The sequence below is a fragment of the Micromonospora marina genome (genome assembly GCF_900091565.1).
GTDB lineage: Bacteria > Actinomycetota > Actinomycetes > Mycobacteriales > Micromonosporaceae > Micromonospora > Micromonospora marina.
On sequence record NZ_FMCV01000003.1, the window covers coordinates 200,957 to 223,163 of the forward strand.

General features: G+C 74.1%; 14 protein-coding genes. 9 read left to right on the forward strand and 5 right to left on the reverse strand.

The genetic code is table 11. The features are described 5' to 3' along the window. Positions 1–27 precede the first annotated feature (27 nt). Complete coding sequence (locus GA0070215_RS05435) at positions 28–1,284, forward strand: hypothetical protein (RefSeq protein WP_018783900.1); 1,257 nt, start codon at positions 28–30, stop codon at positions 1,282–1,284. Positions 1,285–1,341: 57 nt separating this feature from the next. Here GA0070215_RS05435 and GA0070215_RS05440 read toward each other — a convergent pair whose 3' ends face one another. The 3 genes from GA0070215_RS05440 to GA0070215_RS05450 form a co-directional block, all read right to left on the reverse strand. After that, entirely contained in the window at positions 1,342–2,142 is an 801-nt protein-coding gene (locus GA0070215_RS05440) for an ABC transporter permease (RefSeq protein WP_018783901.1), read from the reverse strand. Next, positions 2,139–3,125 carry an ATP-binding cassette domain-containing protein gene (locus tag GA0070215_RS05445; RefSeq protein WP_091042479.1) on the reverse strand — a complete coding sequence of 329 codons (987 nt, stop codon included), beginning with the start codon at positions 3,123–3,125 and terminating at the stop codon, positions 2,139–2,141. The genes GA0070215_RS05440 and GA0070215_RS05445 overlap by 4 nt, the downstream gene beginning before the upstream one ends. Before the next feature lie 84 nt (positions 3,126–3,209). Then, positions 3,210–4,448, reverse strand: a complete 1,239-nt coding sequence (locus tag GA0070215_RS05450; protein WP_091042482.1) for a cytochrome P450 family protein — start codon at positions 4,446–4,448, stop codon at positions 3,210–3,212. A gap of 195 nt (positions 4,449–4,643) precedes the next feature. On the opposite strand from GA0070215_RS05450, the gene bioA reads away from it, so the two are divergent. After that, positions 4,644–6,005 (forward strand): adenosylmethionine--8-amino-7-oxononanoate transaminase, encoded by a 1,362-nt coding sequence (gene bioA, locus GA0070215_RS05455; RefSeq protein WP_091042486.1) that lies wholly within the window; start codon positions 4,644–4,646, stop codon positions 6,003–6,005. Between the two features lie 64 nt (positions 6,006–6,069). Here bioA and GA0070215_RS05460 read toward each other — a convergent pair whose 3' ends face one another. Further along, positions 6,070–6,807 carry a thioesterase II family protein gene (locus tag GA0070215_RS05460; RefSeq protein ID WP_091042489.1) on the reverse strand — a complete coding sequence of 246 codons (738 nt, stop codon included), beginning with the start codon at positions 6,805–6,807 and terminating at the stop codon, positions 6,070–6,072. Further along, on the reverse strand, positions 6,804–13,301 hold the full coding sequence (locus GA0070215_RS05465) for a non-ribosomal peptide synthetase (protein ID WP_091042493.1): 6,498 nt from the start codon (positions 13,299–13,301) through the stop codon (positions 6,804–6,806). The genes GA0070215_RS05460 and GA0070215_RS05465 overlap by 4 nt, the downstream gene beginning before the upstream one ends. Before the next feature lie 112 nt (positions 13,302–13,413). On the opposite strand from GA0070215_RS05465, the gene fabD reads away from it, so the two are divergent. The 7 genes from fabD to GA0070215_RS05500 are packed head-to-tail and all read left to right on the forward strand — an operon-like array spanning position 13,414 to position 22,181. Next, complete coding sequence (gene fabD, locus GA0070215_RS05470; protein WP_244166870.1) at positions 13,414–15,663, forward strand: ACP S-malonyltransferase; 2,250 nt, start codon at positions 13,414–13,416, stop codon at positions 15,661–15,663. 45 nt (positions 15,664–15,708) lie between these two features. Beyond that, a complete protein-coding gene (locus tag GA0070215_RS05475) occupies positions 15,709–16,650 on the forward strand; it encodes a DUF6039 family protein (protein ID WP_018783908.1) in 942 nt (313 codons plus the stop codon). A gap of 3 nt (positions 16,651–16,653) precedes the next feature. Then, complete coding sequence (locus GA0070215_RS05480) at positions 16,654–18,561, forward strand: non-ribosomal peptide synthetase (RefSeq protein WP_091042497.1); 1,908 nt, start codon at positions 16,654–16,656, stop codon at positions 18,559–18,561. A gap of 1 nt (position 18,562) precedes the next feature. Next, entirely contained in the window at positions 18,563–19,528 is a 966-nt protein-coding gene (locus GA0070215_RS05485; protein WP_018783910.1) for a chlorinating enzyme, read from the forward strand. Beyond that, the gene (locus tag GA0070215_RS05490; RefSeq protein WP_013287026.1) at positions 19,525–19,755 is read left to right on the forward strand and encodes a phosphopantetheine-binding protein; all 231 of its coding nucleotides are present in this window, start codon (positions 19,525–19,527) and stop codon (positions 19,753–19,755) included. Before GA0070215_RS05485 ends, GA0070215_RS05490 begins: the two co-directional genes overlap by 4 nt. Next, the gene (locus GA0070215_RS05495) at positions 19,752–20,990 is read left to right on the forward strand and encodes a beta-ketoacyl synthase N-terminal-like domain-containing protein (protein ID WP_091042502.1); all 1,239 of its coding nucleotides are present in this window, start codon (positions 19,752–19,754) and stop codon (positions 20,988–20,990) included. The genes GA0070215_RS05490 and GA0070215_RS05495 overlap by 4 nt, the downstream gene beginning before the upstream one ends. Before the next feature lie 6 nt (positions 20,991–20,996). Beyond that, the gene (locus GA0070215_RS05500) at positions 20,997–22,181 is read left to right on the forward strand and encodes an NAD(P)/FAD-dependent oxidoreductase (RefSeq protein WP_091042505.1); all 1,185 of its coding nucleotides are present in this window, start codon (positions 20,997–20,999) and stop codon (positions 22,179–22,181) included. The last annotated feature ends 26 nt before the right edge of the window (positions 22,182–22,207 follow it).

The following is a 22,207-nucleotide window of genomic DNA, read 5'->3' on the forward strand; positions in this document are numbered from 1 at the left end:
CCGCACCGTCAGAGGAGATGTCCCACAGTGACCGATTTCGCCCTCGACGCACCGGTCCTGGTCCGGCCGTACACCGCCCGCAGGGACGGTGACTTCGCCGTGATCGGGGACGACAGTCGTCAGGTCTACCTGTCCATCCCGGCCGAGGGCCTCGACCTGCTGGAGTGGCTGCGCGACGGTGCCACGGTCGGTGCGGCCGTCCGCCGCTTCGAGGCGACGCACGAGGCGTCGCCGGACGCCGACGCGTTCCTCCAGGCGCTGGCCGACGAGGGGTTCCTCGCCCCGGCCGGCGTACCGGATCCGCCGCCGGAGGCCGGCCCGCGCCGGCCGCGACGCGGCGGGCATCTGGAGTGGCTGTCCCCTCGGGCCGCGCGGCGCCTGCTGAGCCGGCCGGTGCTCGCCGTCTGCGCGGTGATCGTCGGAGTCGCGGTCGGGATGGCCGTCGACCGGCCGGGGCTGGTGCCCGGACCGTCCAGCCTCATGTTCCACTCCCACTTCTGGGCCTACCTGCTGGTCGTCCTGGGCATCGCGGTGGTCGGCGTGTGGCTGCACGAGCTGGCCCACGTCGTGGGGGCACGCGCCGCCGGCACGTCGGCCCGGATGACGGTCGGCAACCAGATGTACGCCATCGTCGCGCAGACCGACCTGTCCGGGATGTGGATGGCGTCCAAGCGGGAACGTTTCGTCGCGGTGCTGGTCGGGCCGCTCGTCGACGTGATCGGCGCGGCGCTGCTGTTCATCACGTTGTGGCTGAACGACGCCGGTGTCCTCGGCCTGCCGGAGCCGGTACGGCTGGTGGTGGCCGGCGTGCTGTTCACCTCGTTCATCCGGCTGCTCTGGCAGACGTTCCTGTTCCTGCGCACCGACTTCTACTACCTGATCACGACGGCGCTGGACACCCGCAGCCTGATGGCCGACACCGGCGCCTACCTGCGCAACCTCGTCCGGCGGGTGCTGCGCCGCCGGCTCATCGACCAGTCCGGGGTCGGGCGCGGCGAGATGCGCACCATCCGGATCTACGCGGTGGTCTGGGTGCTGGGCCGCGTGGTGGCCCTGGCCGTCCTGTTCACCGCGACGATCCCGCTGCTGTGGTTCTACCTGGTCCGGGTCGTCGGCTTCTTCCGCGGTGACGAGATGACCGGCCAGTTCACCTGGGCGGACGTGCTCGCGCTGGCGATGCTGTCGTTCCTGCTCGACGGCGGCGGCACCCTGATGTGGCTGCGGTCGCTGCGGCGTTCCAGCCGGCTGCGCCGCCGCGCGCCGGACCGCGTCCTGGTGGAGTAGGCCCTCACCGACGACGACTCCGCCCGCACGCCGAGGGCGCGGGCGGAGTCGTCGTTCTCAGCGCCCGGCGGACCTGCGGAACTGGGCGATCGCCAGGGGGATCGACAGGGCCAGCAGCGCGCCGATCCACAGCCCGGAGGCGGCGACCGGGTGTTGCAGCGGCCAGACGTCCGGCGCGGTGGCCGGGTCGACGTTGCCGAACTGGACCCGGACCGCCTGGACGATCGCCGAGACCGGGTTCCACTCGGCGACCGGTTGCAGGACCCCCGGCATCGAGTCGATCGGCACGTAGGCGTTGGAGAGGAAGCCCAGCGGGATGGCGATGGTGAAGCCGGTGCTGCTGACCGCCTCCGGCGCCCGGGACGCCAGTCCCACGACGGCCATCAGCCACGACAGCGCGTACGCGAACGCCAACAGGATCAGGAAACCCAGTGCCGCCTCCGGCAGCGACGTGCGGCTGCGCCACCCGACGACCAGGCCGAGCAGCGCGGTGACGGTGATGACCACGCCGCTGTTGACCAGGTCGCTCGTGGTGCGGCCGACGAGCACCGCGGACCGGGAGATGGGCATCGACATGAGCCGGTCGACGATGCCGTTGCGCAGGTCGGCGGCGATCGCGGTGCCGGTGTTGACGGCGCCGAAGAGGACCGCCTGGACGAAGATGCCGCCGAGCAGGTACTCGCGGTACGGCACCCCCTGCACGTCGATCGCGCCGCCGACGATGAAGCCGAACAGCAGCGTCATCATCGCCGGCGCGATGGCCGCGTTGAGCAGCATCTCGGGTACGCGCAGGATCATCCGCAGGTTGCGCTTGGCGACGACGACGCCCTCACCGAAGGCCAGTACGACGGCGTTCACTGCTTCTCCTCCACGGTCTCCTTGACGGGCTCGTCACCGGTGCGCGGGCCGGGGCCGCCGGTGAGGGCGAGGAAGACGTCGTCCAGCGTCGCGGTGCGCAGCGCGGCGTCCCGGACCGGTATGCCGGCCTGGCGCAGCAGCCGCACGCCGGCCAGCAGCGTGTCCACACCGTCACCGGCCGGCACGGAGATCCGGCCGGCGGCCTCGTCCACACTCGCCGGACCGGTGCCGAGCGAGGTGAGCACCGCCTGCGCGGCGGTCAGGTCGGCGTCCGGCCCGACCGTGATCTCCAGGCTGGTGCCGGAGACCCGTCGCTTCAGCTCGTCCGGCGTGCCGTCGGCGACCACCCGGCCGTGGTCGATCACCACGATCTGGTCGGCCAGCCGGTCGGCCTCCTCGAGGTACTGCGTGGTCAGCAGCAGCGTCATGCCGCCGGAGACCAGCTCGCCGATGGTGTCCCAGAGCGCCGTCCGGCTCCGGGTGTCCAGGCCGGTGGTCGGCTCGTCCAGGAACAGCACCCGGGGCGTACGGATCAGCGCGGCGGCCAGGTCGAGGCGCCGGCGCATGCCGCCGGAGTACTCCTTCGCCCGGCGCCCGGCGGCGTCCACGAGGTCGAAGCGTTGCAGCAGCTCGTCGGCCCGCTGCCGGCTCCGCCGGGAGCCCAGGTGCAGCAGCCGGCCCAGCATCTCCAGGTTCTCGAACCCGGAGAGGTTCTCGTCGACGGCGGCGTGCTGCCCGGACAGGCTGATCACCCGGCGTACCTCGGCGGCCTGGGTGACCACGTCGAATCCGGCCACCTCGGCCCGGCCGCCGGTCGGGGCGAGCAGTGTGGTGAGCAGCCGGACGGCGGTGCTCTTGCCCGCGCCGTTCGGCCCGAGGATCCCGGTGATCGTGCCCTCCGGCACCACCAGGTCCAGGCCGTCCAGCGCGGTCACCTTGTCGAACTGTCTGCGTAGTCCGTCAGCGACGATGGCGTTCGCCACGTCGTCTCCTCCCTCTGCGGTTCGGTCGGGATGCGCACCGGCCGGCCGGCCGAACCGCAGTGGGAGCCGGTCGCGCCGGCCCGGTCAGAACTCGACCGTGAGCGCGGTCAGCCCGCGCAGCGTGAGGCCGGGCCGCCAGGGCGTCTCGTCGAGGCTCTGCGCCGGGCGCAGGTCGGGCATCCGGGCGATCAGCGTGGTGATGGCGACCTGCCCCTCGACGCGGGCCAGCGGCGCGCCCAGGCACATGTGGGCGCCCCGGCCGAACGCGAGATGCCGGTTGGCGGTCCGTTCGATGTCGAGCCGGTCCGGCTCCGGGTAGCGGCCCGGATCGCGGTCGGCGGCCGCGAGGACCCCGATGACCATCTCGCCGCGGCTGATCGGCACGCCGCCGATCTCGGTGTCCTCGGCGGCGAACCGCGGGAAGCTGATCTCGATCGGGCCGTGGTAGCGCAGCATCTCCTCGACGGCGCCCGGCGCCAGCTCGGGCTTGTCGCGCAGCAGCCGCAACTGGTCGGGATTGCGGAACAGCGCCAGGACCATGTTGCCGATCAGGTGCTGGGTGGTGCCGAGACCGCCGACCACGAGCAGCGCCACCATCTTCAGCAGCTCGTCGTCGCTCATCCGCTCGCCGTCGGCCTCGGCCAGGGCCATCCCGGAGATGAGGTCGTCGCCGGGCTCGGCGCGCTTGCGCTGGATCAGCGCGTCCAGGTAGCGCACGAACTCCTCGATCTCCGCCATCACCTCGGCCGGGCTCATGCCCTGCGGCGCGGACTGCGCGGAGGTCGGGTCCAGCGACAGCAGCAGCTCCGACCAGAGCCGGAACCGGTCCCGGTCGGCGCGGGGGATGCCCAGCATGTCGGACATGACGGTGAGCGGCAGCGGCACCGCGAAGTCCTCGACCAGGTCGAAGGTCCGTTCCTCGCGGTCGAGCAGCCCGTCGACCAGCTGGTCGGTGATCTGCTGGACGCCGGGGCGCAGCCGTTCGACGTACTGCGGTGTGAACGCCTGCTGCACCAGCCGGCGCTGCCGCGTGTGCTCGGGCGGGTCGACGCTGCCCATGCTGCCGCCGAGCAGCCGTACCACCGCCTCGGGCAGCGCCGGCGCCTCCATGCCCTCGGGCATCACGGTCGGGCTGGTCTTGAACCGGTGGTAGTCGGTGAGGAAGCTGGTGCACTCGTCGTAGCCGGTGACCAGCCAGACGTCCTGGCCGGTGGGCATCCGGACCCGGGAGACCGGGTTGGTGTCGCGGAGGGCGGCGTAGGTGTCGTAGGCCGTCTCCCGTGCGGCTTGTGACATCAGGTCCGGTTGTTCGGAGGTCGTCACGTCGGCGTCCCCTCTCCAGCGTTCGGCCGCACCGGTCGGCGCCGGCTCCGGATGAGCATTTCCGGGCCTCGGCGACACCTCTGCTCAGAGTTGAGCACCGGCCACCCTGCGCACTACTGCGCAGACGTCACCGGCCCTGTTCCGGTGGACTGCGTGCTGTTGTCCTGGTTCCCTTCGATGACGGAGCGCCGACGCATGGACCTCGAAACCACGGAGACCGAACGCCTGCGCACGCTGGACCAGCAGCGCGTGTGGCACCCGTACACCCCCACCGACGCCTACCTCAACGCCAAGCCCCTGGTGATCACCCACGGCGAGGGTGTCTACCTGGTGGACAGCGACGGCAACCGCTATCTCGACGCGGGCTCCTCGCTGGGCGTCAACATCCACGGCCACCAGCGTCGGGAACTGAACGAGGCGCTGGCCGCGCAGGCGGCGAAGATCGCGCACACCACGCTCTACGGCATGACCCACCCGGGCGCCGCGGAGCTCGCCGACCGGCTGGTCCGGCTCGCCCCGGAGGGCATCGACAAGGTGCTGTTCCTGGAGTCCGGCTCCAGCGCCGTGGAGACGGCGATGAAGATGGCGTACTCCTACTGGGTCTTCAAGGGATCGCCGCAGCGCAACAAGTTCGTGTCCATGGGCGGGGCCTTCCACGGCGACACCATCGGCGCGCTGTCGGTGGGCCAGATGACGATCCTGAAGAACTTCTACCAGCCGCTGCTGCGCGAGACCAGCTCGTTCGCCCAGCCGTACGCGTACCGCTGCGGACTGTGCCACAACAACTGCAACCTGGCCTGCGCGGACACGCTGGAGGAGGTGCTGGAGCGCGAAGGCGACGAGGTGGCCGCCGTGCTCGTCGAGCCGCGCGTGCAGAACGTCAGCGGCATGATCGTGGCACGCGACGGTCACCTGGCCCGGGTCGCCGAGATCGCCCGCCGGTACGGCGTCCTGCTCATCGCCGACGAGCTGGGTGTGGGCTTCGGCCGTACCGGCCCGATGTTCGCCTGCCAGGCCGACGGGGTGTCGCCCGACATCCTGTGCGTCGGCAAGGGCCTGACCGGCGGGTACATGCCGTTGACGGCGACGATGGCGTCGAAGGAGGTGTTCGACGCGTTCCGCGGTGACGGCAAGATGCTGCTGTCCGGGCACACGTTCTCCGGCAACCCGCTCGCCGTCGCCGTGGCGCTGGCGAGCCTGGACCTGTTCGAGAAGGACGACCTGATCCGGCACGGCCAGGCGCAGGCCGTGGTCCTGGCCGAGGAACTGGACAAGTTCCGCAGCGTGGCGCACGTCGGCGACGTCCGGCAGTGCGGCCTGCTGGCCGCCGTCGAGCTGGTGGCCGACGTGGAGACCCGCGAGCCGTTCCCGATGGAGCTGGGCGTCGCGACGCGCATCACCGAACGGTGCCGGGAACTGGGCATGATCATCCACTCGGCGCCGAGCGACACCATCGTGATCGTGCCGCCGCTGGTGATGACCGAGGAGGAACTGCGCACGATGGCGCGGATCCTGCTCCAGGCGACCCAGGAGGTCGTGGCCTCGCTGCCGACCTGAGGAACGGAGAAACGGGAACGGGACGGGCGCAGGGCCCGTCCCGTTCCGTCGTCTCCGGACCGGCTCAGGACCGTACGGCGAGATCGGCCAGCAGCGCCTCGGCCAGCTCGGCGGGCGGACCGGCCAGGTAGAAGTGCCCGCCGCTGAACACCCGCAGGCTGAAGCCGGCCGACGTGACATCGGCCCAGGAACGCATCTCCACCACGTCGACCTCCGGGTCGGCGTCGCCGGTGAACGCCGACACGGGACAGCGCAGCGGCGGGCCGGGTAACTGGCGGTACGTCTCGTTGACCGCGAAGTCGGCGCGCAGCCCCGGCAGGAACAACGCCATCAGGTCGTGTCGCCGCAGCACCTCGTCCGGCGTGCCACCGAGCGCCGCTACCGCCGGCAGGAACTCGTCCGCGCCGAGCGTGTGCCGGTCCGGCCGGCGGGCCGGCAGGTGCGGCGCGCGCCGGCCGGAGACGAACAGCCGTGCCGGGCCGCCCGCCCCGGCGGACAGCCGCCGGGCGGTCTCGTAGGCGACCACCGCGCCCATGCTGTGCCCGAACAACGCGTAGGGGCGGTCCGCGTGCGCGCCGATCGCCGCGGCCAGCGGCGGCACGAGACTGTCGATGCTGGTGTACGGTGCCTCCCGCAGGCGGGACTCCCGGCCGGGCAGCACGACGGGGCAGACACCCAGGTACGGCTCCAGCGCGGCGCGCCACGGCCGGAAGAACGAGCCGCCGCCCCCGGCGTGCGGGACGCAGTACAGCAGCATCGGGGCGTCCGGGTCGGCCGGGCTCTTGATCCACGGGTTGCTCATCGTTCCTCCTCGTCGGACCGCAGCACCACGTGCCCCACCGTGCCGGTCGCGCCGACGGCGGTGACGAGCGCGCGCAGCGGGCCGCCGGTCCACGGCTCGGACCGGTGCACGAACCGCACCGGAAGCGCGTCGAGGTCGACGAGCGGGTGGGGCGCCTCCGCCAGCAGGGTCGGTACGAGCCGGCGGTGCCGCAGTTGGAGGAGCACCTTGGTCAGCTGCGCGAGCCCTGATGCGGCCTCCGCGTGGCCCAGGTTCGGCTTGAGGGTGCCGATCGGCACGCGTACCCCCTCGGGCGCGGCGGCGGCCAGGAACCGGCCCACGGCCTCGATCTCGGCGGCGTCGGACAGGGCGGCCCCGGAGGCCGCGCACTCGACGTACCCGATGTCGGCGGCGGTGAGCCCGGCCCGGCGGACCGTCTCGGCGAGCGAGCCGGCGAGGGTGGCCGCGTCGGGCGTGCCGAACCGGCTCGTCGCGCCGCTGTGCCCCACCCAGGTGCCCTCCACCACGGCGTCGACACGGTCGCGGTCCCGGCGCGCGTCGCCGAGCCGGCGCAGCAGCACGGCACCGGCACCCTCGCCCGGCGACCAGCCGCCGGCGGCGGCGTCCAGTGCCGGGTGCGGCGTCTCGGCGACCAGGCCCAGCCCGCGCAGCACCGCCGCGTGGTACGGATGTGCCAGCAGGTTGACCGCGCCGACCAGGGCGGCGTCGCAGTCGCCCCGGTCGAGGCTCTCGGCCGCCTGGCGCAGGGCGGTGAGCGCGGAGGAACAGGAGGTGTCCACGGCGACGCTCGGGCCGCGGAAGTCGAAGGCGTGGGAGATCCGGTTGGCGATCTCGGACCCGGTGCCGGAGATCCGGGCCGGGTCGCCGTCGCGCCACCGGTCGGTGCCGGCGAGGCGGTGGTCGTGCCACATCACGCCGACGAAGACACCGACCCGGCCGAGGGACGCCGGGGTGTGGCCGGCGTCCTCCAGGCACGCCCACACCACTTCGAGCAGCACGCGTACCTGCGGGTCGAGGACGGCGGCCTCGGCCGGCGTGATCCCGAAGACCATGCTGTCGAACGTCTCCAGGCCGGACAGGTAGCCGCCGGCCGGTCCGTCTCCCCGCCCGGGCGGGGGCGGCGTGATCGCGCAGTGGCCGGCGTCGAGGTTGCGCCAGAGCGTCGGGACGTCGTCCGCGCCGGGGTAGCGGCCGGCCACCCCGACCACGGCGATCTCGCGCGGCCCGGCGGCGGGTGTGTCGGTCTCGTCGTCGCGCGTCACCGGGCCGCACAGGAACGCCTGCTGGAACACGTGGTCGTCGTCCAGCCGCAACGCGGCGCGGACCGGCGCCTCGGCGACCGCGCCGACCGGGCACAACCCCAGCCCGTGGTCGGCCTGGGCGCCCATCAGCACCTGGCCGAGGTAGCCGGCCTCCAGCGCGAGGTACCGCTCGGCGTCGTCGCCGTACAGCGGGCGGATCGCCCGCGCCTGCCCGACGAGGAGGAGCTGGAACGCCGCCCGGTCGTACACCGGCCGGTTGTAGACGAAGTGCGCGGTGCGGTCCAGGGCGGTTCCGTCGCCGACCCGGCGCAGCGCGTGTTCGTCGGGGTGGTGGTAGTAGACGCCGGCCGGCAGCCCGGTGACCCGGTCGCCGGGCACGTGGACGTAGACCTGCACGCCGTAGGTGTCGCCGGCCGACGGGTACAGCCGCCGCGTGCGGTCGCCGTCGGCCAGCGGGCGCAGCAGGCTCAGCAGGCCCGCCACGGTGGGCAGCGGCACCGGCCGGTCGAGGAAGTCGCGGCGCGAGGCCCGCCGCCGGTACCGCCGCCGCGCCGGGCGTTCCCCGGGCAGCGGTACGGCCTCGCCGTCGTCGCGCAGGTCGAACCGGGCCGCGGCGAAGGCGGACCGCTCGGCGGGGGAGAGCACGTCGACGGTGCGCGGCGGCGGCGCGGTGGCCGGGGGCGCGCCCGCGGGCACCGGTTCGGGCGGGCCGGGCGACAGGTGCGCGGCGATGCCGTCGATCGTCGGGTGCTCCAGCAGCGCCGCCACCGGCACCCGGGGGCCGAGACGCTCGTGCAGCCGGGCCGAGACCTGAACCATGGTGAACGACGTGGCGCCCTGGTCCCACAGGTCGGCCGCCGGGTCGACGGTCTCGCCGAGCAGGTCGGCGAACAGGTCCGTGAGGACCTGACGGACGCCCGGCGCGGGCGGGGCGTCCGCCGGTTCCGGCGGCGCGACCGGTGTGTGTGCGGCGTCCGGCAGGACCGGCGGCAGCGGCCACGGCAGCCCGGCGCGGTCCAGCTTGCCGTTGTCGGTGGCGGGGAACTGCTCCAGCACCGCCAGGTGGCTCGGCACCATGTAGTCCGGCAGCGTCTCGGCGGCGAAGGCCCGCAGGTCGCGGACGGCCGGAGCGACGCCACCGGAGGACAGCAGGTACGCCACCAGCTTGCGTTCGCCGCCCTCCTCGCGGGCCACCACCACCGCGTCCTTGACGCCCGGATGGCCGCGCAGCCGGTGCTCGATCTCGCCGAGTTCGACCCGGAACCCGCGGATCTTCACCTGGTGGTCGGCCCGGCCCAGGAAGGTCAGGTTGCCGTCCGGCAGGAACGCCGCCCGGTCGCCGGTGCGGTACATCCGGTCTCCGGGTGGCCCGAACGGGCACGGCACGAACCGGTCCTCGGTGAGGTCCGGCCGGTTGTGGTAGCCGGCGCTGAGCACCTCCCCGGCGATGTAGAGGTCGCCCTCGACGCCGGGCCGGCACGGGCGCCGGTCGTCGTCCAGGACGTAGTAGCGGGCGTTGTCGATGGGCCGGCCGTAGGGGATGCTGCGCCACCCGGGGTCGACCGTCCCGACGCGGTACCAGTTCGACCACACGGTGGCCTCGGTCGCCCCGCCGAGGTTGACGATCTCGGCGGCGGTGAAGCAGGCCCGCAGCTCGCCCGGCAGGGACAGCGGCGTGTGGTCACCGCTGAGGAACACCAGCCGCAGGCCGGTCGTGCCGGGCCCGCCGCGGTGCGCGGCGGCCAGCGGTACGACGTGCGCCAGTGTGGTCGGCGCGGAGTTCCAGAACGTGACCGGCTCCCGCAGCAGGACGTCCAGCAGCAGCGCCGGATCCTTCTGCTGCTCGGAGTCGGCGACGTAGATCGAGGCGCCGTACCCGAGCAGCCCGAGGATGTCGAACACGGACAGGTCGAAGCCGAGCGACGTCACGCACAGCCCGGTGTCCTGCGGTCCGAAGCGGAACGTCCGGCGCGCCCAGTGCAGGAGGTTGTGCACGGCCCGGTGGGTGACCGCGACGCCCTTGGGCCGGCCGGTGCTGCCGGAGGTGAAGATGACGTACGCGAGGTCGTCCTCGCCGGTGCACGGTTCCGGGTCCGGTACGGCCGCCGAGCCGACCCGGTCGGCGTGCACCACGGCGATCCCCTCCGGCCGGCCCGGCGCCGGCAGGTCCAGGTCGCTCGTCGTGACGAGCGCGACCGCGCCCCCGTCGGCGAGCATCAGCGCGGCCCGGGCCGGTGGCAGCGACGGCTCCACCGGCAGGTAGGCGCCACCGGCCTTGAGCACGCCGTACACGGCGGCGACCATGAGCGGCCCCCGGGCGAGGCTGATCCCGACCACCGATCCGGCACCGACGCCCGCGGCGCGCAGCCGGACCGCGATCCGGTTCGCCACCGCGTTCAGCTCACCGAAGGACGTGGTCCCGCCGCGCCCGCGTACGGCGACCGCCTCGGGCCGGGCCCGCGCCTGGGCCTCGAACAGCAGGTGCACCGGCCCGGCGTGCGGGAATTCGACGGCGGTGTCGTTCCACCCGTACACGACGTCGCTGAGGTCGGCCAGTTCGGCCAGCGCCGACCGGTACGCGTCGAAGATCCGGTCCAGGTCGTCGTCGCCGATCGCGTCCTCGGTGGCGTCCCAGAACAGCCGCAGCGTGCCGTCGCCCTCGTCGATCGCGATGCAGTCCAGCGCCACGTCGGGCGTGCACGTCAGCCACGGGCCGGCGCGCACGCCGTCGGGCAGCGGCACGTCGCCGAGCTCGAGCAGCCCGGTGCACACGACCGGGTAGCCGGCGCCGCCGTCGCGCATCCGCCGCAGCACCAGCCGCCGCAGCTCGGCCAGGCCCGACGCGCCGTCGGCCGCCGCGTCGGCGGTGATCTGCCGGTCGTAGCGCTCGGCGAGGTCGAGCAGGCCCTCGCCCGGTTCGCCGGCGGCCAGCCAGCTCAGCGCGGTCAGCTCGGCGGGCCGGAACGGCTCGGACCGCGGCGTCCAGCGCACCAGCGGCACCGCGAAGCGGTCGTGGTGGCAGGTGCCGAGCGCGGTGGTGAGCGCGGCCATGAGCAGCGCGTCGAGGGCGAGGCCGCGTTCCCGGGCCAGCCGCCGGATCCGCGTCCAGCCCGGCACCCGGGCGGTACGCCGCCGTCGCGGCCCGGTGCGCGCCTCGATCGGCGGGCCGGGCGGAAGGTCGGCCAGGCGGTCCTGCCAGTACCGGCGGGCGTGCGGGTCCGGTGCCGCCTGCGGCGCGCGGGGCGGCCCGGCCACCGGCGTGCCCGGCTCGGCGTAGCGGCGCATCAGCTCGCGCAGCAGCAGGTGGATGCTGCGGCCGTCGGCCACCAGCAGGTCCAGCGCCACGTGCACGGTCGCCGCGCCGGCCTCGTCCACCTGGACGCGCACCTCACCCTGGGGGAGCCGGCCGAGCGGGAAGGCCCGCCCCACCATGTCCCGCTGCACCGCGTCGCACGACGGCGCGCCGCCCGGTTCGTCCGGCCCGGTCACCGGGATGTGCCACCGGTCCGGCACGTCCTCGCGGGTGACCAGCCGTCCGTCCGGGGTGACGACGGTGCGCAGCGGCTCGTGCGCGGCGAGCAGGCCCAGCCAGGCCGCCTCCAGCCGGGGCAGGTCGAGCCGCTCGACGGCGAAGGCGTGCACCACCTGGCAGCCGCTCCACGGCCCGGTGCCACCCGCGGTCCGGGCCACGAAGTACGCCTGCTGGAGGTCGTTGAGGGGCCGGCCGGCGCCGTCGGGCACGGGCCGCAGCCAGCGCAGCGTGTTGACGAACCAGGCGAAGGTCGCGGCGACCACGCCCGGACCGAAGGCGTCCGGCACCACGTCCCACCGCACGCGCAGCTCCCCGTCGCGTTCGCCGATCTGCGCGTCGAGCGTGACGCCGGAGGTCTGGCTGACCGCGTACCGGCCGTCGGCGCCGGTCCCGCCCACGTCGAGCAGGCTGGTGAACACCACCGGCAGCTGCACCGGGACCGGCAGCCGGCGGGACCGCAGCTCGCGGAGCGCGGCCACGCCGGGCACGTCGGCGTGTTCGAGGTCGCGGCGCAGCCGGTCGTGGACCGCCCGGGCGGCCTCGGCGAACGGCCGCCCGGTCGCCGACTCGGCGACGAACACGGTGGTCGAGGTGAACGGCCCGGGCACAGCGGCCGCCTCGGCGGGCAGCCAGAGCCGGCTGTTCGTGGTGAGCACGAGCGAGAACGCCCCGTCCGCGCCGGCCCGCCGCAGCGCCTCGGTGAAGGCGGTGAGCACCACAGCGGTCGGGGACACGCCGAGCTCGGCCGCGTACGCGGTCACCGCGGCCCACTCGCGCCGCGTCAGCGCCGCCGTGTACGGCACCCGGACCGGGCCGGGCTGCGCGCCGGCGGTGGGCAGGGCGGGGCCGGGCGGCAGGTCGCGCAGCGCGCCGGCCCAGTACTCCAGGCCGGCGCGGTACCCGTGGCCGTCGCGGTGGGCGGCGAGCGCCACGCCGAGGTCGCGCAGCGCGGCGCCGGGGGCGGGCAGCTCGTGCCCCGGGTCGTCGTGGAGCGCCCGGAGCTGCTCGACGATCAGCTCCAGCCCGGCGCCGTCGACGATCGCCGCGTCGACGCTGAGGTGCAGCACGCCGCCGCCGTCCGCGGCACGGGTCACCTCGACCGACCACAGCGGCTCGTCGGCCGATCCGTAGGAGTGGTGGGAGAGGCGCCGGCGTACCTCCTGGGCGTCGGCGCCGACCGGCATGGTCCAGTCCGGCGGCCGCTCGGCCACCCGCTGGCGCCCGTCGGGGGTCAGCACGAGCCGCAGCGCCTCGTGGTGCCCGACCAGCCGCCCCCACGCCGCGCGCAGGCGGTCCACGTCCAGCTCGGGGATGTCGTACTCGCGGTAGAGGTGGCAGCCGGGCAGGCCGGTCGCCTTGGCCAGCAGGTACCCCTCCTGGAGCGGGGTGAGCGGGAACGGCTCGTGCCGCCGTGCCGGCTCGGGGCGTACCTCGGGACGCAGCCCCGCACCGGCGGGCGCGGCGTCGGCGGCCAGCTCGGCCAGCTCCCGGGCGGTGGCGCAGCGGCGCAGGGCGTCGGTCGGCAGCTCGGTGCCGAACACGGCGCCGACCTCCAGCAGCAGCCGCGCGGCGGCGAGGGAACCGAGCCCCAGATCGCCCAGGGGCGTGTCGGCGTCGGCGGTGACCCCGGCGGGCAGCACGCCCGACAGGACGTCCAGGACGATCTCGACGCGGTCCGGGATGGCGGTCTGCTCGTTCATACGCTCCCCGCTCCGAAGGCCGGCCTTCGCCGCAACCTAAGCGGCGCCGGACCGGGCGTGCTGCTCAACTCTGGGCAGCACGCCCGGTCCGGCGGGCCGGACAGTCCAAGACGTGTCCTCACGACCGAAGTCCGCCTGGGTGTTCCCGGGGCAGGGCGCGCAGCGCCGGGGCATGGGCGGAGACCTGTTCGACCGCTTCCCGGCCGAGTGCGCCGCCGCCGACCGGATCATCGGCGTACCGGTGGCCCGGCTGTGCCGCGACGACGCCCTGCTCGGCGACACCCGGTACGCGCAGCCCGCGCTGTTCGTCGTCGGCGCGCTGGCCTACCTGGCGGCGCGCGACGAGCAGCCGCCGCCGGACTACCTCGCCGGGCACAGCCTCGGCGAGTACGCGGCGCTGTTCGCGGCCGGCTGCCTGGACTTCGAGGAGGCGCTGCGCCTGGTGTGCCGCCGCGGCGAGATCATGGCGCGGGCGGCCGGCGGCGGCATGCTCGCCGTCGTCGGACAACGCATGGACCGGCTGCCCGGGGTGCTCGCCGCCGCCGGTGTCGACGACGTGGACGTGGCCAACGACAACGCCGACGGCCAGGTGACGCTCTCCGGCCCGCGCGAGTCGCTGTCGGCGGCGGCCCGGGCGGTCACCGCCGCCGGTCTGGGCCGCTGCGTCCCGCTGCCGGTGGCCGCCGCGTTCCACTCGCGGTACATGCGCGCCGCGGCGGGCGAGTTCGCCGAGGTGCTGGCGCAGGTCCGGTTCGCACCGCCGCGGGTGCCGGTGATCTCCAACGTGACCGCCCGGCCGCACGACCCGCTGCTGCTGCCCGACCTGCTCGCCGTGCAGCTGCGCCGCCCGGTGCGGTGGCGCGAGACAATGGCGTACCTGGTCGGCCGCGGTGTGCGCACGGTACGGGAGCTGGGGCCGGGCCGGGTGTTGACGGACCTGTTCCGCCCGGTGCTCGCCGCGGCGCCGGCCGTGCCGGACGGTGGCGGCCCGGGACCGGCGGCGCTCGGCTGCCAGCGCTTCCGCGCCGACTACGGCGTCACGTGGTCCTACCTCGCCGGCTCGATGTACCGCGGGATCAGCTCGGTGGCGATGGTCGCCCGCCTGGGCAAGGCGGGCCTGCTCGGCTTCTTCGGCGCGGGCGGCTTCCGCCGCGACGAGGTCGAGGCGGTCCTGCGCTCGCTCACGACTGATCCCGGTCCGGGCCGCTTCGGCATGAACCTGCTGGCGATGCCGGACAACCCGGCGCTGGAGTCGGCGCTGGCGGAGCTGTACGTCCGGCACGACGTCCGCTACGTCGAGGCGGCCGGGTACACGGCTGTCACAGCGGCCCTGGTGCGGTTCCGCTTCGCCGGCGCGCACCTGAGCGCCGACGGCACCCCGGTCGCCGTCCGGCACGTCGTGGCGAAGGTGTCCCGGCCCGAGGTCGCGGCCGCGTTCCTGGCCCCGCCGCCGGCGGCGATGCTCGCCGCCCTGGTGGCCGAGGGTGCGCTGTCCGCCGGGGAGGCCGCCGCGGCGGCGCGGCTGCCGGTGAGCGGTGACCTGTGCGCCGAGGCCGACTCGGCCGGGCACACCGACGCGCGGTCCGCGCTCACCCTCGTGCCGGACCTCGCCCTGCTGCGCGACGCGGAGATGCTCCGGCACCGCTACCCGGAGCGGATCCGGGTCGGCGCCGCGGGCGGGCTGGGCACCCCGGAGGCGGTCGCCGCGGCGTTCGTGCTCGGCGCCGACTTCGTGGTCACCGGTTCGATCAACCAGGCGACTCCCGAGGCCGGGACGTCACCCGAGGTCAAGGACCTGCTGGCGCGCGCCGGGATCCAGGACACCGCGTACGCGCCGGCCGGTGACACGTTCGAGTTCGGTTCCCGCGTGCAGGTGCTGCGCCGCGGCACGATGTTCGCGGCGCGGGCCACCCAGCTGCTCCAGCTTTACCACCGCTACGACACCTGGGACGAGGTGCCCGCCGCGATCCGCGACGCCGTGGAGCGGACCACCTTCCGCCGGTCGTTCGCGCAGGTGTGGCGGGAGACCGAGCGGCACTACCGGGCCACCGGCCGGGCCGCGGAGGTGGAGCGGGCCGGCCCGCGACGGCGGATGGCCCTGGCGTTCAAGTGGTACTTCGCCCGCGCCACGGAGGTGGCGCTGCGCGGCGACACCACCGAACGGGCGAACTTCCAGGTCCACACCGGACCGGCGATGGGCGCCTTCAACAGGTACGTGCGCGGCACCGAACTGGCCGACTGGCGGCTGCGGCACGTCGACGTGATCGCCGAACTGCTGATGCGCGGGGCGGCCGACGTCCTGCGCCGGCACTGTCCGCCCGTGGCCATTAGTGAGCAGAGCGGCTGCTCCGATGCTGACTAGCGTGTCCGGGCGCCCACCGAACCAGCCGAAGCGAAGGAGTCTCCGATGACCACCACATCGAGTCCGCCGTTCGTGTTGCCGACCGCCCAGGCCCAGACCTCGGTCGACCCGGCCGCGATCCTGCACTCGGGCAACGCCGGCGTGATCGTCGAGCGGGTCGGTCAGTTGCGTGCCGAGTTCCGCTCCGAGGCCCGGCAGTTCGCCCGGGAGCTGTCGGAGTACCTCAACACCAACTACGCCGGCATCATCACGGTGTTCGTCTACGAGGAGACCTTCGGCACGAAGGACCGCCTCCACTGGCTGATGCACCTGAAGTCGCTGCACGCGTACGAGACGCTGATCGAGATGGGCAGCCGGGACGCCGGCTGGCGCGACATCATCATGCGCCAGCGCATCGACCCCGCCCGCGGCGGCGGCACGTGGGACCGGATGTTCCTCGACGGCGACCTGCACGAGACGGTGCTCATCCCGTCGGCCTTCGGCATGTACGGCACGTCGGACGAGACGCCGGACTCGGTGCGCACCACCGAGGGCGCCGCCACGTTCGCCGTACCCACCGCGCAGCTGCAGACCGACGTGCCGGTCGAGGAGCAGCTCAACTCCGCCACCTGCGGCATCCTCATGCACCGCACCGGCGAGCTGCGCTACGAGTTCCGGGCCGAGGGACGCGCGTTCGCCCGGGCCCTGTGCGAGAGCTGGAACCGGGCGCTGGCCGGCCACGCCACCATCTACCTGTACGAGGAGGCGTTCGGCCGGTCCGACCGCATCCACCACTTCATCCACCTGAAGTCGCTCAGCTCGTACTACACGTTGATGGGCGTCCGCGCGATGAGCGACCCGGCCACCCGCGAGGTGTTCACCCGCCAGTGGATCCCGGCGGAGAAGGGCGGCGGCGGCTGGGATCGGATGTTCGTCCAGTCCAGCCTGTCCGACCTGTCGCTGACGCCCCAGCACTGGGGCATGTACGCCACCAAGACGGAGCGGTGACCGATGCCCGTGACTGACTGCCTGCACACGATCTTCTCCCGGCGGGCGGCGGAACAGCCGCACCGGATCGCGGTGACCTGCGGCGACCACCGGCTGTCCTACAGCGAGCTGGACCGCCTGTCCGGCGAACTGGCCGAGCGGCTGCGCGGGTACGGGGTCTGCCCCGGCGTCCACGTCGGAGTGTGCGTCGACCGCTCGGTCGACCTGGTCGTGTGCGTCCTGGCGGTGGTGAAGGCGGGCGGCGCCTACGTGCCGGTGGACGCCGAGCATCCGGCCGCGCGGGTCGCCGCGGTGCTGGCCGGCAGCCGGGTTCCGGTGACGGTGGCGGTGACCCGGACCGCGGACTCGCTCGCGGAGTGGTCGGGCCCGGTGCTGTGGGCCGACGACAGCGAGGACGACGACACCGACGACGAGGACACCGACGACGAGGACGCCGACGACGAGGACGCCGACGGCGACCCGGGCGACGGCGGGGCCACGGCCGGCGCCGGCCCGGCGGACCGGGCCGTCGGCGCGGACGCGGTACCGGAGCCGGCCGGTGAGGCCGGGCCGGACGACCCCGCGTACGTCATCCACACGTCGGGTTCCACCGGGGCGCCGAAGGGCGTGGAGGTGTCGCACCGCAGCGTCGTGGCGCTGCTGGAGCACGGCACCGAGCGGTTCGGCTTCGGCGGCGACGACACGTGGACGCTGTTCCACTCGATCGGCTTCGACTTCTCGGTCTGGGAGTTGTGGGGGGCGCTGCTGTCCGGCGGGCGGCTCGTCGTCGTACCGGGGCGCGTCGCCCGGACCCCGGCGCTGATGCTGGACCTGGTACGGCGCGAACAGGTCACTGTGCTCAACCAGACCCCGTCGGCGTTCCGCCGGCTCGCCGCCGCCTACCTGGCCGACGAGGGCCCGGACGAGCTGCGCCTGGTGGTGTTCGGCGGCGAGCGGCTCGACGTCGCGGTGCTGGCGCCGTGGATCGCCCGGCGCGGCGACGACCGGCCGGAACTGGTCAACATGTACGGCATCACCGAGGTGACCGTGCACGCCACCGCCCGCCGGATCGTCGCGGCGGACCTCGACCGGCCGTCGGTGAGCCCGATCGGCCGGCCCCTGCCCGGCGTACGGATCGAGCTGCGCGACGAGTCCGGCGCGGTGGTGCCGGACGGCACGCCGGGGGAGCTGTACGTGGCGGGCGCCGGGCTGGCGCGGGGCTACCTGCACCAGCCGGAGCTGACCGCCGAGCGTTTCGTCACCTCCGGCGGTGAGCGCTGGTACCGCTCCGGGGACCGGGCCGTGCGCACCGACGGTGACCTGGTCTACCTCGGCCGGGTCGACAGGCAGTTGAAGGTCCGCGGCTACCGGATCGAGCCGGGCGAGGTGGAGGCGGCGGTCCTGGCCCACCCGGGCGTCGGCACCGCTGTGGTGACCGCCCAGGACTTCGGCGAGGGCGACGTACGCCTGGTCGCCTACGTCGCGCCCCCGCCCGGCGCGGACCCGGCCGGACTCACCGAGGCGGACCTCGCCGCGACGGTGGCGGACCTGCCCGGCTACCTGCGGCCGTCCCGCTTCCACGTGGTCGCCGACATCCCGCTCACCGCGCAGGGCAAGGCCGACGTGGCCGTCCTGGACCGCCTGGCCGGCTTTGCCGGCCCGGCCGACCCGGCGGGCCCGGCCGGCGACGACGTCGTGTCCGGGGTGAAGGCGATCGCCGACGAGGTGCTGCGCCGCGACGTGCCGGTGGACGGCGACCTGTTCGACCTGGGCGCCACGTCGCTGGCCCTCACCCGGATCGTGGCCATGGTGAACGACCGGTTCGGCATCGCGCTGACCGGCGCCGAGATGGAGGAGCCCACGGTCGGGTGCCTCGCCGAGGTGGTGGACGCGTCCCGACGCCACCATTCCCTGCAACAGGTAGGAGGATGACATGGAGGACGACTACACACTCACCGACGAGGAGCTGGCCGACTTCCACCGCAACGGGTACTTCGGCCCGTTCCCGGTGTACGAGGTCGAGGAGATGCAGCGGCGGTGGCGGCGGGAACGGCTGCGCCTGCTGGACCGCTCGCACGCGGTCTACCAGGACGAGGCCGCGCTGTCCGGCAACACGAACATCTCCAACTACGACCGGCACCTGGACAACGAGTTCCTGGCCGACCACATCTGCCACCCGCGGATCGTCGACCGCGTCGTCAGCGTGCTCGGACCGGACGTGCAGTGCTGGCGGTCGGAGTTCTTCCCCAAGTACCCCGGCGACGAGGGCACCGACTGGCACCAGGCCGACACGTTCGCCAACGCCTCCGGCAAGCCGCAGATCCTCTGGCCCGGCGACGCGAAGGACTTCGGCGGCACGATCACCGTCTGGACGGCCTTCACCGAGGCCAACGAGGAGACGGGCTGCCTCCAGTTCATCCCCGGCACCCACCGGACGATGTTCTACGACGAGACCAAGAAGATGCACTACGACCCGACCTCCATCAACAGCACCGACAAGGACGGCGTACGCCGCGGTTTCTTCGGCTACGACTACCGTGAGCTGCAGATCGACCCGGACTGGAAGCCCGACGAGTCCAAGGCGGTGTCGATGGTGATGCGGCCCGGCGAGGCCATCATGTTCTGGTCCACGCTGATGCACGCGTCGCTGCCGCACGCGGGACGCACCGAGGAGATGCGGCTCGGCTTCGCCGGCCGGTACGTGCCGGTGTCGGTGGACGTGTACCCGGACACCGACGTCATCGAGGAGTACGGCGGCGCCGTGTCGCTGGACCGCTGGGGCTCGGTGCTCGTCGCGGGACACAACGGCAACCCGCACAACCGGATGGCGACCGGGACCACGCGGGGCCACCGGTTCACCAGGCGGGACCGCCCCGGGACGCGGGTGTCACCGGCATGACCGTCTTCGAGGTCGTGAAGGCGAGCCTCGTCGAGGTCGTCCCGGACGTCGACCCGGCGAGCGTCACCGCCGGGCGCACGTTGAGCGACCTCGGCTGCACGAGCATCGACCGGGCCGAGGTCGTGACGCTGGCCATGGAGCGGCTCGGCATCGTGGTGCCGATCTCCGAGTTCCGCGACGTCAACGACCTCGACCGGATCGTCGAGCTGTTGCGGACGCACATGTGAGCACGGTCGCGGTGACCGGCACCGGAATCGTCTGCGCGATCGGGGCGGACGTCCCGTCGTTCACCACGGCGCTGCGGGCGGGCCGCACCGGTGTCGTCGGCACCGCTGACGGCCTGGCCGCGCCGATCACCTGGTGGTCGTTCGACGACGCGGTGGCCGGCGTGCCCGAGCCGCTGCGCCGCCGGGCGGTCCGGGCCGCGGCCCGCGCGCCGCAGCCGGTGCGGGCTGCGGTCGCGGCGGCGCTGCAGGCGTGGACCGGGGCCGGCCTGCCCGGCGCCGGGATCCCCGGCGACCGGGTCGGGATCGTGGTGGCCGGGCATAACCTGACCGCGCGCTACACGCACGAGCTGTACCGGACCTGGCAGGAGCGGCCGGCGTACCTGCCGGCGCGGTTCGCCCTGCACGTCCAGGACACCGACCACGTCGGGACGCTCAGCGAGGTGCTGTCCGCGACCGGCGAGGGGTTCACCGTCGGCGGCGCCTCGGCCAGCGGAAACGTCGGCATCGTGCACGCCGCCCGGCTGGTCGCGGCCGGCGCGGTGGACTGCTGCGTCCTGGTCGGCGCGGTCACCGAACTGACACCGATGCACCATCGGGGCTTCGCCGTTCTCGGCGCGCTCGCCGAACCGGGTGGCGACCCGGCCGCCGCCTGCCGGCCGTTCGACCGGGACCGGCGCGGTTTCGTGCCCGGCGAGGCCGCCGCGGCGCTGGTGCTGGAACACCCGGCCGCCGCGGCCCGGCGCGGTGCGGCGATCCTGGCCACGGTGGCCGGGTACGCGCTCGGCCTGGACGCCAACCGGCTCGCCGACCCCGACGCGGCCGGGCAGGCCCGCGTGATCCGGGCCGCCCTGGCCGCCGCGGGGCTGGCCCCGCACGAGGTGGACTACGTCAACGCCCACGCCACCGGTTCCCGGCTGGGCGACGAGACGGAACTCGCGTCGCTGCACGACGTGCTCGGCGCCGCCGCCGGCCGGCCGTGGGTGAACGCCACCAAGGCGCTGACCGGCCATTGCCTCGGCTCGGCCGGGGTGGTCGAGGCCGTCGCCACAGTCGCGCAGCTCACCGGCGGCTTCGTGCACCCCAACCCGAACCTGGACCGACCGATCGATGCCCGGATCCGGTTCGCCGGCCCCGGGCCCGAGCCCGCCCGGCTGCGGTACGCCCTGTCCACCGGCTTCGGCTTCGGGGGCATCAACACGGCCGTGGTCCTCGCCCGTACCGCCGATGGAGGTTGAACGATCATGTACGACGTCGTCGTCGTCGGGGCCCGCTGCGCGGGCGCGCCGACCGCCATGCTCCTGGCCCGCCAGGGGCACCGGGTGCTGCTGCTGGACCGCAGCGCCTTTCCGGCCGACAAGCTCTCCACGCTGTACATCCAGCAGCCGGGCGTCGCGCGGCTGGCCCGCTGGGGTCTGCTGGGCGCGCTGCGGGCCAGCGGCTGCCCGCCGCTGGACCACGTCGTCTACGAGCTGGGTGACGTGCGCGTCGAGGGCTGCTGCAGCGGCATCGACGGCATCCGCGCGGCGTACGCGCCCCGCCGTTCGGTCCTGGACCCGCTGCTGGCCGGTGCCGCGGCCGACGCCGGTGCCGAGTTCCGCGACGACTGCCGGGTCACCGGCCTGCTGTGGGAGGACGACCGGGTCGTCGGGGTGCGCACCGACCGCGGCGAGGAGCGGGCCGCGCTGGTCGTCGGCGCCGACGGGATGCGCTCCACCGTCGCCCGGCTCACCGGCGCGCCGACGACGACGTCCCACCCGCCGCTGACCTGCGCGTACTACGCGTTCTGGAACGGCCCGAAGACGCACTTCGAGATGTACGAGGGCGACACCGGCTGGGTGTCGGCGGTGCCGACGAACGACGGTGCGGTGCTCATCGCCGCCTACTGTCCGCAGCAGCGCTTCGACGAGGTCCGGCACGACGCGCGCGCGGCCTACCTCGACAACGTCCGGACCAACGCGCCGCGGCTGTACGAGCAGATGGAACGCGGCCGGCAGATCGGCGGCCTGCACGGCACCGGCGACCAGCAGAACTTCTTCCGCCGCGCCCACGGGCCCGGCTGGGCGCTCGTCGGCGACGCCGGTCACCACAAGGACTCGCTGACCGCGCGCGGCATCGCCGACGCGTTCATGCAGGCCGACCTGCTCGCCGAGACGGTGGGCGAGCACCTGGGCGACCGGACCCGGCTCGACGCCGCGCTGGCCGACTACGACCGGGAACGCGAGCAGCGGCTGATGGAGAACTACCAGGCGACCCTGCTGGTGGCCCAGGCCGAGGCGCGGGACAAGCGCCGCGCGCTGCTGCGCGCCGTCGGCAGCAGCCCCGAGCTGACCACCCGCTACTTCGACGCGGTGGCCGGCATCGTCTCGCTGCGGGAGCTGTACACCCCGGACCTGATGGCGCTGATGTCCGCCCCTACGGCCCCCTGACACCGCGCCCTATTGAGCAGACACCC

What these genes read in the sequence shown, in the direction of transcription:
- bioA (WP_091042486.1), top strand. Translation starts at nt 4,644, where the DNA reads ATGGACCTCGAAACCACGGAGACCGAACGCCTGCGCACGCTGGACCAG.
- GA0070215_RS05460 (WP_091042489.1), bottom strand. Translation starts at nt 6,807, where the DNA reads ATGAGCAACCCGTGGATCAAGAGCCCGGCCGACCCGGACGCCCCGATG.
- GA0070215_RS05465 (WP_091042493.1), bottom strand. Translation starts at nt 13,301, where the DNA reads ATGAACGAGCAGACCGCCATCCCGGACCGCGTCGAGATCGTCCTGGAC.
- GA0070215_RS05475 (WP_018783908.1), top strand. Translation starts at nt 15,709, where the DNA reads ATGACCACCACATCGAGTCCGCCGTTCGTGTTGCCGACCGCCCAGGCC.
- GA0070215_RS05480 (WP_091042497.1), top strand. Translation starts at nt 16,654, where the DNA reads ATGCCCGTGACTGACTGCCTGCACACGATCTTCTCCCGGCGGGCGGCG.
- GA0070215_RS05485 (WP_018783910.1), top strand. Translation starts at nt 18,563, where the DNA reads ATGGAGGACGACTACACACTCACCGACGAGGAGCTGGCCGACTTCCAC.
- GA0070215_RS05490 (WP_013287026.1), top strand. Translation starts at nt 19,525, where the DNA reads ATGACCGTCTTCGAGGTCGTGAAGGCGAGCCTCGTCGAGGTCGTCCCG.
- GA0070215_RS05500 (WP_091042505.1), top strand. Translation starts at nt 20,997, where the DNA reads ATGTACGACGTCGTCGTCGTCGGGGCCCGCTGCGCGGGCGCGCCGACC.